The sequence below is a fragment of the Saccharothrix sp. ALI-22-I genome (assembly GCF_001984175.1).
In the GTDB taxonomy this organism is placed as follows: Bacteria; Actinomycetota; Actinomycetes; order Mycobacteriales; family Pseudonocardiaceae; genus Actinosynnema.
The window spans coordinates 13,552-27,338 of record NZ_MTQP01000021.1 but is presented as its reverse complement, the minus strand read 5'-3'; the positions used below and the strand labels follow the sequence as shown (position 1 = coordinate 27,338).

Annotated in this window: 9 protein-coding genes and 1 pseudogene; 3 read left to right on the top strand and 7 right to left on the bottom strand. The window is 70.5% G+C overall.

The window, feature by feature from the left end; all coding sequences use genetic code 11:
- Both ALI22I_RS01120 and ALI22I_RS01115 read left to right on the top strand, forming a co-directional pair.
- Nucleotides 1-356: pseudogene (locus ALI22I_RS01120) on the top strand (hypothetical protein); the annotation flags it as partial.
- 909 nt (nucleotides 357-1,265) lie between these two features.
- Entirely contained in the window at nucleotides 1,266-2,294 is a 1,029-nt protein-coding gene (locus tag ALI22I_RS01115; RefSeq protein ID WP_238597999.1) for an endo-1,4-beta-xylanase, read from the top strand.
- 59 nt (nucleotides 2,295-2,353) lie between these two features.
- On the opposite strand, the gene ALI22I_RS50210 is transcribed toward ALI22I_RS01115, so the two are convergent.
- Nucleotides 2,354-2,542: a hypothetical protein gene (locus ALI22I_RS50210; protein ID WP_077003714.1), complete on the bottom strand. Its 189-nt coding sequence runs from the start codon at nucleotides 2,540-2,542 to the stop codon at nucleotides 2,354-2,356.
- Nucleotides 2,543-2,750: 208 nt separating this feature from the next.
- Between ALI22I_RS50210 and ALI22I_RS01105 the strand changes: the two genes are divergently transcribed.
- The gene (locus ALI22I_RS01105) at nucleotides 2,751-5,792 is read left to right on the top strand and encodes a glycoside hydrolase family 2 TIM barrel-domain containing protein (RefSeq protein WP_077003713.1); all 3,042 of its coding nucleotides are present in this window, start codon (nucleotides 2,751-2,753) and stop codon (nucleotides 5,790-5,792) included.
- Nucleotides 5,793-5,941: 149 nt separating this feature from the next.
- On the opposite strand, the gene ALI22I_RS01100 is transcribed toward ALI22I_RS01105, so the two are convergent.
- The 6 genes from ALI22I_RS01100 to ALI22I_RS01075 form a co-directional block, all read right to left on the bottom strand.
- The gene (locus tag ALI22I_RS01100) at nucleotides 5,942-7,483 is read right to left on the bottom strand and encodes a trypsin-like serine protease (protein ID WP_077003712.1); all 1,542 of its coding nucleotides are present in this window, start codon (nucleotides 7,481-7,483) and stop codon (nucleotides 5,942-5,944) included.
- Nucleotides 7,484-7,696: 213 nt separating this feature from the next.
- Nucleotides 7,697-9,127, bottom strand: coding sequence for a sensor histidine kinase (locus ALI22I_RS01095; RefSeq protein ID WP_077003711.1), 1,431 nt, complete (start codon nucleotides 9,125-9,127; stop codon nucleotides 7,697-7,699).
- Nucleotides 9,124-9,813 carry a response regulator transcription factor gene (locus ALI22I_RS01090; protein WP_077003710.1) on the bottom strand — a complete coding sequence of 230 codons (690 nt, stop codon included), beginning with the start codon at nucleotides 9,811-9,813 and terminating at the stop codon, nucleotides 9,124-9,126. The genes ALI22I_RS01095 and ALI22I_RS01090 overlap by 4 nt, the downstream gene beginning before the upstream one ends.
- Before the next feature lie 341 nt (nucleotides 9,814-10,154).
- Nucleotides 10,155-11,489, bottom strand: a complete 1,335-nt coding sequence (locus ALI22I_RS01085) for an alpha/beta hydrolase (protein ID WP_179118038.1) — start codon at nucleotides 11,487-11,489, stop codon at nucleotides 10,155-10,157.
- Nucleotides 11,490-11,774: 285 nt separating this feature from the next.
- Nucleotides 11,775-12,749, bottom strand: a complete 975-nt coding sequence (locus ALI22I_RS01080; RefSeq protein ID WP_077003709.1) for a helix-turn-helix domain-containing protein — start codon at nucleotides 12,747-12,749, stop codon at nucleotides 11,775-11,777.
- An 11-nt stretch (nucleotides 12,750-12,760) separates the two neighbouring features.
- On the bottom strand, nucleotides 12,761-13,768 hold the full coding sequence (locus ALI22I_RS01075) for a sugar phosphate isomerase/epimerase family protein (protein WP_077003708.1): 1,008 nt from the start codon (nucleotides 13,766-13,768) through the stop codon (nucleotides 12,761-12,763).
- Between the last annotated feature and the right edge of the window lie 19 nt (nucleotides 13,769-13,787).

The window sequence follows — 13,787 nt, the reverse complement described above, 5'->3', positions numbered from 1 at the left end:
ACCTCTGGCTGCAACCACACGACGACACGCCCCGCGCCGAGATCCTGGAAGCGTTCACCACGGCGATCGTGACCGCCGTCAGCGCCGCCGTCGTGACACTGGACCCGGACTCGGTCTACTTCACGGGCCGCCTGCGCCCACTCGTCGACGAAGTCCTCCCCGACGTACGCACCCGACTCGACCACAGCCTCCCGACCGTCCCGAAGATCAAGACCTCGACACAGGAGATCGGCCTGTCGACAGCACGAGGAGCGGTGTACGCATGCCTCGCGATCGTCCAGAACAGGCTGCGAGACGCGGTGCTCGACGCACGTCGCCACGGCCAGCCAGCAGGCCAGTCCGCGCCGGCATTCTGAGGGACAGCCCAAACGATCGCGGTCGTTGAGTGGTTGTGGCGGTCAGGGTCACCACAACCACTCACGACCATCAGCCCAGCCGGTCCTCGGCCTGGTAATAGGCACCCGCGAACGGCGGGAACCAGGGCGTGCCGTTGTAGAACGGGACCGGATCTTTCGGAAGTCCAGTCCCGCAACGGGTTCGCCGAGGCCTCCGCCGCAGTCGAGGAGCTGCTGGCAGCCCATCGCGACGGCGGGGCCCACCCCACGGCCACCGCGCTGGCCAAGCGGTTCGCGCTCAACCGCCCGGGCCGGACCTCAGCGGTGCCCTGGGGTGGCCGACCATCCGGCAGGCTTCGGTATCGGCCCTGCCGGGTCGGCGGGAACCGCCCCGCCGACCCGGATCTCGTTCCGACGGGCGTGGTGCGACCGTCTTTGAGCTGAGCCCCCGGTCGGGACGCCGCATGGCCCACCGAACTGTCAGGACGGGTACGGCCCGGCTCGCCGGAGCACTCCCCCTCTTGCGGTCGGCGACGGATGTTCCGGCCACCCGGCGGGGGTGGACCCGACGGTTGCCGGATGGGCGCGTGGCGGCCGGCCTTCCAGGCTGGAGGCATGACACACCTTGCGCGTGACGACGAGCCCGGCACGACCCGAGCCGCTACCTGATCACGCCAGGGTCGTGGCACCGCCGACGCGGTGCCGACCGGAGAAGAAAGGAATCGTGTGGACACCGCAACGCGGCCGCACCCCCGCCCGTCCCTCCCCGCGGGCCGACACGCTGCGCCGCACGGAGCGCAGCGATCCGGCCGAACGGTCGCCACCGGGCTTTCCCATGGCCGCAAGGGTTGCGAAAACGTTCGACAACCCTTGCCCGACCCGGTGCGGCACAACGATCGTGGGCGCACCGCATCGGAAAGGACCATCGAAGTGCGCAAGCTCTTGTCCGCGTCCTTGACCCTGGCCACCGCGTCCCTCGCCGCGGCCGGCGTGCTGCTCCCCCTCCGCCCGGCCGCGGCGGACACCGGCGACCCGCCCTCCACGACCCTCGCCGCGGCCGCGCAGCGCAGCGGCCGGTACTTCGGCGCGGGGGTCACCGCGCACAAACTGTCCGACCCCACCTACACGGGCATCCTCGACCGCGAGTTCGGGATGGTCACGCCCGAGAACGAGATGAAGCTCGACGTGACCGAGCCGCAGCAGGGCCGGTTCGTGTTCACCGCGGCCGACCGGATCGTCGACCACGCGGCGCAGCAGGGCATGCGGGTGCGCGGGCACACGCTGCTGTGGCACGCGGGACAGCCGTCGTGGCTGGTGAACCTCCGGGGCACGGCGCTGCGCGAGGCGATGCTCAACCACGTCACGCAGGTGATGGCGTACTACCGGGGCCGCATCCACGCCTGGGACGTGGTGAACGAGGCGTTCGCCGACGGTCCGACGGGCGCACGCCGCGACTCCAACTTCCAGCGCACCGGCGACGACTGGATCGAGGCGGCGTTCCACGCGGCACGGGCGGCCGACCCCGCCGCGAAGCTCTGCTACAACGACTACAACATCGAGAACTGGGCGCACGCCAAGACCCAGGCCGTGTACCGGATGGTGCGCGACTTCCGGGCCCGCGGCGTGCCGATCGACTGCGTCGGGCTGCAGTCGCACTTCAACGCCAACCACCCGGTGCCCGCCGACTTCGTCACCACGGTGCGCAACTTCGCCGACCTCGGCGTGGACGTGCAGCTGACCGAGCTGGACGTCGAGGGTTCCGGCGCCGCCCAGGCGGAGAGCTACCGGCGGGTCGTGCGGGCTTGCCTGGCGGTGAGCCGTTGCACCGGTATCACGGTGTGGGGTATCCGCGACAGCGACTCGTGGCGGGCGTCGGGTACACCGCTGCTGTTCGACTCCAGCGGCGCGCGCAAGCCCGCGTACACGGCGGTCCTGGACGCGCTCAACAGCGCCTGCTGAACCGGCGTCGGCCCTGCCCTGCACAGACGCCCAGGCGGTGCGCTGGATGTCCGGTGGATTCACGGCTCACCGTCGGCCAAGCACAACACCGATCCGGACATCCAGGTCCACGCGTACGACGAGCACACGTTCATCTTGCGGCAGAACATGGCCACGGCATCCGCCGAGTTCTTCCCCTTGCGCCGGGTGGTCGACGAGTTCGTCGCCGACTGGCTCGCCCGCCACCCCGGAAGGCCTTGCCACCTCATTGCAGTCTCACTAGCCTGTCGACTGTCGAAGCGCTTCGACACCTGCGGCGGCGAGGCGGGCCGCTCCACCACGGGCATCAAGTCGAGTCGCAGAAGCTACTGAGGACGGCCACTACACCACCGGCGACTGGCGCAGCGCGGCCGTCCGCACATCGCATCCGACGAACACGGTTACGCGCGATCTCTTTCGCGCCGCAGGAGGAACGGAATGTCCGCGCGCTACTTCGAGGTCTTCTCGCCCGGCTACGGCAAGGTCGCACCACGCGCCGCGTTGGACTCGGACGCCCCGCGGCTGGACCTGAACGGCGACTGGGCTTTCCGGTTCTCGACGACAGTGCTCGACGAGCCGGACGGCTTCGAACTGCCAGGCTTCGACGACACGGGATGGGATCGGCTCCCGGTCCCGTCGCACTGGCAACTGCACGGCTACGGCAAACCGGCGTACGTGAACATCTCGTACCCGATCCCGGTCGACCCGCCGTTCGTCCCCGACGAGAACCAGACCGGCGACTACCGACGTGTCTTCGACCTTCCGCCGTCCTGGGCGGGCACACCCGCCGTGGTGCGCTTCGAAGGCGTGGACTCGTGCGCACGGGTCTTCCTCAACGGCGTCGAACTGGGAGTGACCTTCGGCAGCCGCCTGCCGGCGGAGTTCGACGCCTCAGCGGCGCTGCGGCCGGGGCGCAACGTCCTCGCGGTCAGGGTGCACCAGTACTCCTCGGGCACGTATCTGGAGGATCAGGACACCTGGCGCATGTCCGGGATCTTCCGGGACGTCACCCTGCTGGCACGTCCGGCAGGCGGCATTCGTGACGTGTTCGTCCACGCCGACTACGACGCGGCCACCGGCGGCGGGCGGTTGCGGATCGACGTGGACGCGGATGCTCCCGCGGAGATCACCATCCCGCAGCTGGGAGTGACCGACGTGCCGGTCGACCGCGTGTTCGCTTTCGACGCCGTGCGGCCGTGGAGTGCGGAGGACCCCTTCCTCTACGACGCCGTACTGGCCACCGGAAGCGAGCGGGTGCGCGTGCGGCTCGGGTTCCGCACCGTCGCGATCAACGAGTCCGGTGTGCTCACGGTCAACGGCCGCCGCGTGGTGCTGCGGGGCGTCAACCGACACGAGTTCGACCCCGAGCGCGGGCGGGCGGTCACGGTCGAGACCATGCGCCGGGACGTGGAGATGATGAAGCAGCACAACATCAACGCCGTGCGCACCTCGCACTACCCGCCGCACCCGAAGTTCCTCGACCTGTGCGACGAACTGGGTCTGTGGGTCATGCTCGAATGCGACCTCGAAACGCACGGGTTCGAGTACAGCGGGCCCGAATACTGGTCGGACAACCCTTCCGATGATCCGCGCTGGCTCTCGGCGTACCTCGACCGCGTCGAGCGGACCGTGGAGCGGGACAAGAACCACCCCAGCGTCATTTCCTGGTCGTTGGGCAACGAGGCGGGCGACGGGAAGAACCTCGAAGCGATGGCCGCGTGGGTGCGCGAGCGCGACTCGTCCCGGCCGATCCACTACGAGGGCGACCGGATGGCCCGTTACGTGGACATCCACGCGGTCATGTACCGCACGCCGGCCGACGTCGGCCGGATCGGTCGTGGCCTGCTGCGGCCGGGCGAGAACCACTACCCGGCCAACGACGGCGAGGGCGACCCGAAGGACGAACCGCGCAACCGCATGCCGTTCCTGCTGACCGAGTTCGCCCACGCGATGGGCAACGGCCCTGGTGGCCTGGCCGAGTACATGGCGCTGTGCGAGCGGTATCCACGGGTGCAGGGCGGATTCGTGTGGGAGTGGATGGACCAGGGCCTGCGCACCACCGACGCCGAAGGCCGCGAGTTCTTCGCCTACGGCGGCGACTTCGGCGAGGACCTGCACGACGGGAACTTCATCTGCGACGGGCTGGTGTTCCCCGACCGGACGCCGTCCCCGGGGCTGCTGGAGTACCAGAAGGTCAACGAGCCCGTGCGCATCGAGGCCGGCGACGGCGCCAACAGCATCCGCGTGCACAACCGCTATGACTTCCTCGACCTGTCCCACCTGCGGTTCACCTGGTCGCTCTTCCGCGACGGCATCCCGATCGCCGACGGTGTCCTCCCGACGCCGCGACTCGGCCCCGGCGAGCGGACCGAGCTACCCATCCCCGCGACCGCCTTGCCCATCGACGGCGACGGCGAACGGTGGCTGACCGTCGAGGCGGAGTCGGCAGAGCCCACCGCTTGGGCGCCCCGAAAGCATGTGGTCGCATGGGGCCAGATCCCGTTGCCGTCCACCAGCGATGCCCTCCCCGCCATGCCGAGCAGTGCGCCTGTGCCCGCGGAACCCGTCGACGCGCACATCGTGCTCGGCTCAGCGCGCTTCGATCGGCGCACCGGGACGCTCCTCAGCCTCGACGGGCAGTACCTGCACGGTCCTCAACTGGCGCTGTGGCGCGCACCGACCGACAACGACCTCTCGTGGACCCAAGGCGACGCGCGGTACTGGGAGGCACGCGGCCTGCACCGGCTGCGCCACCGGACCGTGTCGGTCAGCCCGGACCGCGACGGCCTGACCGTCGTGGTGCGCAGCGCTGCCGCCGCGGTGACGTGCGGTTTCCTCACCACCTACCGCTGGGACACCGACGGGGACCGACTCCGCCTGCGCGTCCACACCGAACCGGTCGGCCACTGGCCGGAACGGGGCGACAGCTTCGCCGAGGCGATGGTCGACACCGACCTGCCACCCGAGCGGTACGAGGAACTCGTCCGACGGGACAAGGCGCCCTCCCTGGCTCGCATCGGCCTGCGGTGGACGGTGCCCCAGGAGTGGTCCCGCGTCCAGTGGCTCGGCGCCGGACCCGGCGAGGCCTACCCCGACTCCCGGCAGGCGGTACGCATCGGCCGCTTCCAGACCACGATCGAGCAGATGCAGACGCCCTACGTACGACCACAGGAGAACGGCAACCGGCTGGACGTGCGCTGGGCCGAGGTGGCCGACCCGGAGGGCTCGGGAGTCCGCATCGAGGGAGATCCCGTGTTCAACCTGGCCGCTCGACGGTGGAGCGACCAGCACCTGGCCGCGGCACGGCACCAGACCGACCTGACCGCCGAACCGAGGACCTACCTGTACACCGACCACGCCGTGCAGGGCATCGGCTCCGGTGCGGTGGGCCCGGGCGTGTTGCCCGAGTACCGGCTCGAAGTCCGACCCGCTGAGTTCACCTTCGTCCTCACCGCTCTGCCGGCCCCAAAACCTCGCTGACCGAAGGTGCCATGTCGCGCCGGCGGCGGCGTGGCGGCGGCGTGGCGGCCTGTCGCCTGTGCCGCTCGAAAGTCATCGCTGCTGGTCAAGCAGTGTGTCTGTACTCGTCGCCAAGGCCGCTGTGCCGGTCGCCGTCACCGGAGTGGTGGTCAGGGCATGGCGCCGGTGAGAGTGCAGCCCTGGCGGGACAGGTCCAGCTTCGACCCCTTGGTCAGACAGGCCGCGATCAGGTGGACCTGCTGGCCGTAGCCGCGGCCCTGCACGGAGGTCACGGCCCCGTCCGGGCCCACCTCGCACGGGTTGTCGTCGGTGCACTGCTCGCCGGCAACGTTGTGGGTGTTGTGGATACCCACGACCGTGGTGCCGTCAGGGGCCAGCAGTGCCGAACCGGAGGTGCCTGGCCAGGGGGCGCAGTCTTCGCCGGCGGTGTAGCGGATCGAGTCGTCCTGCTGGTAGCCGCCTTCCCGCAGGTGCGTGACCACGGCCTCGGCGGTGCAGTGCAAGCGGCTGCTGGTGTAGGCCATGGTCAGTGGATCGCCCGCGCGCACGGGGGTGGAGGTGAGTCGGAAGATCTTCGCGCCCTCGGCCGTCAACTGCGCGTAGGTCTTGTCCAGGCGGTAGAGCGCGATGTCGGTGCCGGTCATCGTCGCGTACACCAGCCGGTTCGCGCGGGCGGTCGCCTGGGGGTAGCCCTGACGGTCGGCGATGGGCACGTCGCGGTCGGCGGGTTGGTCCACCAGCGCGGTTCCGGGCGCGGGCCGCTGTCCCTGCACGCAGTGACCGTTGGTCAGCATCAGCGCCGGGTCCTGCGGCCGGGAGACGGGGGTGCGGACCACCGAGCCCACACAGCCGTACAGCTGCACCGCGCCTTCCACGTTCGGGATCCGGTCGTCCGGGGGCACGTTCGTGCCGGTGATGATGCCGTTGATCCAGTCGGCGTGCCTGGTGACATCGGTGTACAACGTCGGCGCCCCGTCGCCGCCGGGACCGCTGACCACACCGGCCAACGCCCACCGGTCGCCGTCGCGGACCAGCGCGGGCCCGCCGGAGTCCATGTTGCCCGCGGCGACGCCGCCGTCCCGGCTACCGATGCACAACTCTCCGCTGGGCGCGGCTACCGGACACGTCGAGATCGGCTGCACCACGGTGTCGGCCTCCCGCAGCCGCGTGGGGAAGCACGCCGGATTGTCGCTGTCGTCGCACATCATGCCCCAGCCCATGATGCGGACGGGCGTGTTGTCCGGTGGCGTGGTCGGGGCGATCCGCACGGGCTTGGCCCGGACCGGGGTCCGCAGGTGCATCAACGCGAGGTCCTTGCCCCAGAAACCCCCCTCGTCCTGGTTGGTCGCCAGCCGGTAGTAGTGGTCGACCTCGGCGACCTCGCCTCCGGACGTGGTGTCCAGTGACCCGATCCGTACCTTCCAGCCGCGCGGGACACCCACCCTCGCCCCGGTCGGGTTCTTGCCGGCGCAGTGACTGGCGGTCAGTACCCATTGCGGCGCAAGGACCTCCACCCCGCAGCCGTGTTTGTCCGGGCGCGGTGGCGCGGGGAAGGACGGTTGGAACGAGCCCATGAACGAGTAAGCCCGGGTTGACTCGGTGCCACCCACGATGGACTGCGCCGGAACAGCGCCCATCACGGTCGCGGTCAGCGCGAGCACGACACCGAGCAGCAGAGAACGACTTCGCATGCGCCTCACCCTGCTCGTCCGATGTCCGCGCAACGCGATCATCGTGTGACCGTTTCGCCACAACGACCACCCGAGAACGACCCCGGCCCAGCAGTGGCCGGAGCCGCCACCAGCGCCGCCGCGGCTCATGCGCGTCATGTGCTCGTTCTGTGACAGCCGCTCACCGCACGACACCAGGGTGATCGGGCACGGCGGTTCATGTGCCCGGAACGCTCACCGGACGTCGCCGGGCTCACCTCGCGGCACGGTGAGGGTGAACACCGCGCCGCCGTCGTTGTCGACTTCCAACCCGCCACCGTGCAACCGGGCGTTCTCCCGCGCGATGGCCAGCCCGAGACCGCTGCCCTCCGTGCGACTGCGGGCCCGGTCGCCGCGCACGAAGCGATCGAAGACGACCGGGGCCAGCCCGGCAGGCAGGCCGGGCCCGGAGTCGGCGACGGCCACGCGCACCCGGTCGGCCCCCGTGCCGTCGATGGTCACCGTGATCGGCGGTTCGCCGTGCCGGACCGCGTTGGTCACGAGGTTGCGCACGATCGTGTGCAGTCGGCGGGGATCGCCGAACACGGCGGCGTTCCCGGTACGCCGGACGGGGATGTCCGTACCCGGTGCGCTCAACCCGACGGCGTCCGCTACCAGCGCTTCGAGGTCGACGACCTCGGGCCTGAGTTCGGCGACACCCGCGTCGAACCGCGACATCTCCAACAGGTCCTCGACCAGGGCGCCGAGCCGCCGCGCCTGGCTGCCGAGCAGTTCCGCCGATCTCGTGCGGTCCGCGGCGTCCGGGCTGTGCAGGCCGTCCGCGGCCGCGACCATCGACGCCAACGGTGTGCGCAGGTCGTGTGCCACGTCGGCGACGAACCGCCGTTGCTGCTGGTCCTTCAACCGCAACTGTTCGATGGACTCCCCGAGCCGCTGCGCCATCGCGTTGAACGAACCGGCGAGGTCGGCCAGTTCGTCCCGCCCCTGCACGGGCAGCCTGGTGTCCAGCGCCCCGTCCCCGAACCTGCGGGCGGCGTCGGCCGCGGTGCGCACCCGGCGCTGGACGGTCCGCGCGGCCAGGACGCCCAGCGCGCCGCCGAGCAGGGCGATCACCGCCGCCACGACGGCGAGCCGGTCGCGCAGGGTCGTCAGTTCGCCGTCGACGCTCCGCGTGTTGTAGAACTCGGCGAGCAGCAGGCCGGGCTCTACTTCGCCGACGATCACGAGCTGGGGACCGTCCGGGGTGTCCACGGTGTAGCGCACCGCCCCGATGCGCTGTCGAGCCTCGTCCACTTTGGCCACGGGGAGCTGACCGGGGAACGATCCCGTCGTTCCGGCGACCGGGACGTACATCCCGTCCTTGGAGGTGGAGACGTCGCCGGACGTCGGGGTGAAGTTGACCAACGCCCACGTCAGGCCGAGCCGGGCCCGCATGTACTCGGCCACACCCACCACGGCGGACTCGAAGGCGGTGCTGCGGACGAGGAACTGGTGGGCCTGTTGGGCGTCGGAGTCGAACGCGGCCCGAGCGGAGGCGGTGAACCGGTCCCGGGTGGCCCCGGCCTGGAGGTGGTAGGTCGTCAGCGCCATGGCGACGGTCGTGACGAGGGTGACGACCGCGACGGTCAACACGATGCCGGCCCGCAGGCTCGGCCGCCACGTCACGGCTTGACCAGGCGATATCCGAATCCCCGGACGGTGCGCACCAGCACGGGGTTGGCCGGTTCGGGCTCGATCTTCGCCCGCAGGCGGGCCACGGCGGCGTCGACCAGGCGCGAGTCGCCGGCGAACCCGTAGTCCCACACCCGCTTGAGCAAGGTCTGCCTGCTCAGGACCTGGCCCGCGTGCTCGACGAACTCGATCAGCAGGCGGATCTCGGTGGACGTGAGGTTCAGCTCGGCCCCGTTCCGGGTCACCACCAGGGCGGCGGTGTCGAGTTCGAGGTCACCGACGGTGTGCACGCGCGGCCTCGGCGGCTGCGCGGGCACGGCTCGGCGCAGGATCGCCTTCACCCGTGCGTCGAGCACCCGTGGCTCGACCGGTTTCACGACGTAGTCGTCGGCGCCGCACTCCAGACCGACCACGATGTCCACCGCGTCACCGCGTGCGGTCAGCAGGATCACCGGAACCGTGTCACCCGCGCGGATCCGGCGGCACACCTCGAACCCGTCGATGCCGGGCAGCATCACGTCGAGCAACACCAGGTCCACGAGCGCCCGCCGGTCGACCAGGGTCTCCAGTGCCCGCTCCCCCGTGGCCGCCACCGCGACTTCGTGCCCGAGTCCGCGCAACGCGCGGGACAACGCCTCGGCCAACATCGCGTCGTCCTCGACGAGCAGCAACCGCGACACCCGTGGAACTCCTCGCTCTCGACACGACTTCGCGCACAACGGTAGCGGCTACGCCGAACGGTCCACCGTCCGCACGCGCGTCTCCACGGTCGGCGGCGACTGGGGAGAACGCGGCCGCAGCTCCATGCCAGAACGGTGACCAAGTGTGACGAACACGCACGACCGGGGATCACCGATCGGAGCCAGGTAACCACGGCCCCGGGTATCGGGGAAAGCTCAGCTCCTGACCCGCGGTGGCGGTGGACCGGAAGTGACGACGCCCCCGACGACTCGACGCTGTCCAACCCGGGAGGGTGAGGTCAGCGTCTCTTGAAGGGGTGTTCGGTCGTCCGTGTGGAGGATCAGCAGGTGGTGTCGCGCGTGGGCGCGGTGCCGAGCAGGTGGGTGTCGGCGGCGGTCCGCGTGCAGTCGTTGGCGTGGTAGACGCCGTGGCCGGGGCCGTCGAGGGTGACCAGGCGCGAGCCCTCGGCCTGCCGGTGCACGTTCCGCGCCCACGCGTACGGCGTGGCCACGTCGTAGCGGCTGGTCAGCAGGAGGAGCGGCGGTGCGTGGTCGACGTCGAGGCGGTGCGGCGGGTTGGTCGGGCGGTCGGTGAAGCCGACGCAGGTGGCGGCCTCCTGGTGACCGATGAACGTGCCGCGCAACGTGGGCGCCGCACGGAGTTCGGCTTCCCGCAACGCCCGGTACTCGCCGAAGTCCCGGAACCGCAAGGCGAAGTCCTGGCACACCACGGCGTAGCGCAGCGAGTCGTAGTTGGGCTCGAACGACATCCGCGCGCCGCCGACGTCCGCGATGAGCGACGCCAAGCTCTCCCACGCCCCGCCGCGGATCGCGTAGAACGCCGACAGGATCAGGTTCTCCCGCCCCAACCCGATCTCGTCGGCTGCCTTCAGTGCCTTCTCCCACGCCGCGTAGACGTCCTGCCCGTGCAGCGCGCACGTGGTGTTCTCCGCGCACCACGCGACGAACACGCCGAACGCCTCCTCCACCGCCCGTGCCCGGTCCAGCACGAACCGGCGCTTGTCGACGCTGTGGTCGATCACCCCGTCCAACACCATGGACCGCACCCGTGACCCGAACATCTCCGCGTACTGCTGGCCCAACAACGTGCCGTAGGAGATGCCGTAGAAGCTGATCCGCCTCTCCCCCAACGCTTTCCGCACCGCATCCATGTCCCGGGCCGACCGCTTGGTGTCCACGTGATCGAACACGGGATTCCCGGCCCGACAGTCCTCACGCACCGCCCGGTTGTGCCGCGCCAACGCCTCGAACGCCGCCTCGTCCTGCGGATCGTCACCCGGGTTCAGCGCCATCAACTCAGCCGAACACCGGATCGCCGAACTGCCGTTGGTCCCCAACTGATCAAACCCGACAACATCAAACCGCGCCCGCACTTCCGCACTCAGATACGGCGCACGCGCGAACTCCGCCCCGGACCCACCGGGCCCACCCGCGTCAACGAACACCACCCCGATCCGCCGCGCGGGATCAGTAGCCCGAACCCGGGACACCGCCAACTCCACCCACGGCCCACCCGGGTCCGCCCAATCCAACGGCACCTCCACCGTCCCGCACTCGGCCGTCGGCTGATCAGGGCAAGGCACCCAGCCGATCCCCGCCGCATCGGCCTCGGGTGCGGCGACCAGCAGACTCCCGACCAGTGCAGCAACGACCAATGTCCGCAAGGTGTCCCCCAACCGTGAACGGAGGCGTGCAGTCTCGCCGGCCCAACCCCCGGCACCGTCCCCATGTCCGAAAGGTCAGCCGGTTCGTCCGGGACGGTTGGGGTGGTTGGGTCGCGCATCCCTCATTCCGACATCATCCGATTACGTGCCGGATCGCTTCGGCGCGCCGCCGGGTTCACCAGGACCACCGAGCCGCGCACGCCGATCAACCACAGTCCGGTGCGATCTCGCGCCACGACTGGTCCTCCTCACTGGTAGATGGGGAACGTCCGGGGTTCAGGACGCGTCCCGGACAGCACGCGTGCCCGCCGGCGGTGGCTCGGCGTAGGCGCGCAACAGGGAGTCGGCGGCCAACCGGTACAGCGACTCCAAGCGGCGACGTGGGTAGAGGCCCGGCTGTTGTCTGCCGCGTTCCCAGCCACGCACCGAGTCGGTGCTGGTGGTGCACCGCTGTGCCACTTGGGCTTGGGTCAGGCCGTTCCACTGCCGCAGCACGCGCAGCACCTCTGGCAAGTCACCCGGCAGCCACGCCTCCGGGGAGAGGAACGCGGGTTTTCCAGCCCTCGCCGCTGTCGCCACCGCGGCCACGGGCACCTCGTACAGCGAGGCCATGAGCCGGATCGCATGCCAAGGTGCTACCGCGTCGCCTCGTTCCCAACCGCGGAGGGTCGTCCGCGAGACCCCGAGCAGGTGCGCGACCTTGACCTGCGAGTAGCCGGCCAGATCGCGCAGTCGTGCCAGTTCGCCGCTCAGCCGCACCACGGTCCGGGCGCAGCGCGGGGACTCGCGCAACGCCCTGGCCAGTTCGTCGGACCCCGTGCCGAGGCACTCTGCGAGCGGGGCGAGCAGCCGGACCGGTAGCCTGCTGCCGCCCCTCTCCCAGTTGTAGACCGTCCCGACCGTGACGCGCAGAGCGTCCGCGATGTGCCGGGCCGGCAGGCCGAGGTCCCTGCGGAGTGCGCGCAACCCGTGGCCCGGCACGGTGTCGTCGACGAGCGGATGTTCCGGTCCCTCGGCGAAGAAGGCCTCCACCCGTTCCGGCTCCAGGCGGAGCGCGTCCGCGAGCGCGGCCGCCAGCACCGGGTCCGGTGTGCGCTGCCGCCGCTCCCAGCGCAGCAGGCACGCGGTGGTGACCCCGACGCTCTCCGCCACCTCACGCGACGTGAGTCCGAGGTCCAGCCGCACGGTCCGCAGTGAAGGTATGGTCGGCGCCCCGCCCCCGTCCGGGGCGCGCGACTCGGAGTCGGCCATCGCTGACACCTTCAGTCGCCGCTGGCGAAAGCGGCGTCGAAGGAGGCCGAAGGCGCGTCGAAGGCGTGCTTGCGCACGAACTCCAGCGCCTCCGGCGCACCGAGCAACCGGTCCATCCCGGCGTCCTCCCACTCGACGCTGATGGGTCCGTCGTAGCCGATGCTGTTCAGCATCCGGAACGACCGCTCCCACGGCACGTCGCCGCGTCCGGTGGACACGAAGTCCCAGCCGCGCCGCGGGTCGGCCCACGGCAGGTGGGAGCCGAGTCGGCCGTTGCGCCCGTCGCCGACCTGGCGGCGGGCGTCCTTGCAGTCGACGTGGTAGATGCGGTCGCGGAAGTCCCAGAGGAAGCCGACCGGGTCGAGGTCCTGCCAGACGAAGTGCGACGGGTCCCAGTTGAGGCCGAACGCGGGCCGGTGCCCGATCGCTTCCAAGGCCCGCACGGTCGTCCAGTAGTCGTAGGCGATCTCGGACGGGTGCACCTCGTGCGCGAACCGGACGCCGACCTCGTCGAACACGTCGAGGATCGGGTTCCAGCGGGCGGCGAAGTCGGCGTAACCGGCATCGATCATCGACGGCGGCACCGGCGGGAACATCGCCACCGTTTTCCAGATGGACGAACCGGTGAAGCCGACGACGGTGCCCGCGCCGAGGCGCGCGGCAGCACGCGCGGTCACCTTCATCTCCTCCGCCGCGCGCTGCCGCACTCCTTCAGGCTCGCCGTCTCCCCAGATCCGGGCGGACAGGATGCCCCGGTGCCGCTCGTCGATCGGGTCGTCGCAGACGGCTTGCCCGGTGAGGTGGTTGGAGATCGTCCAGACCTTCAGGTTGTGCTTGGCGAGGATCGCCAGCCGGTCCTGGACGTAGTCGTCGTCCTCGGCGGCTCGCCAGGGGTCCAGGTGGTCGCCCCAGCAGGCGATCTCCAACCCGTCGTAGCCCCACTCGGCGGCCAGTCGGGCGACCTCGTCGAACGGCAGGTCGGCCCACTGGCCGGTGAACAGGGTGATGGGACGCGTCATCGTGCTCTCCCGTGCTCGA

Bases quoted from the DNA above. Each gene is read 5' to 3' on its own strand.
- ALI22I_RS01100 (WP_077003712.1), bottom strand. From the start codon at position 7,483: ATGCGAAGTCGTTCTCTGCTGCTCGGTGTCGTGCTCGCGCTGACCGCG.
- ALI22I_RS50210 (WP_077003714.1), bottom strand. From the start codon at position 2,542: ATGAGGTGGCAAGGCCTTCCGGGGTGGCGGGCGAGCCAGTCGGCGACG.
- ALI22I_RS01080 (WP_077003709.1), bottom strand. From the start codon at position 12,749: ATGGCCGACTCCGAGTCGCGCGCCCCGGACGGGGGCGGGGCGCCGACC.
- ALI22I_RS01105 (WP_077003713.1), top strand. From the start codon at position 2,751: ATGTCCGCGCGCTACTTCGAGGTCTTCTCGCCCGGCTACGGCAAGGTC.
- ALI22I_RS01075 (WP_077003708.1), bottom strand. From the start codon at position 13,768: ATGACGCGTCCCATCACCCTGTTCACCGGCCAGTGGGCCGACCTGCCG.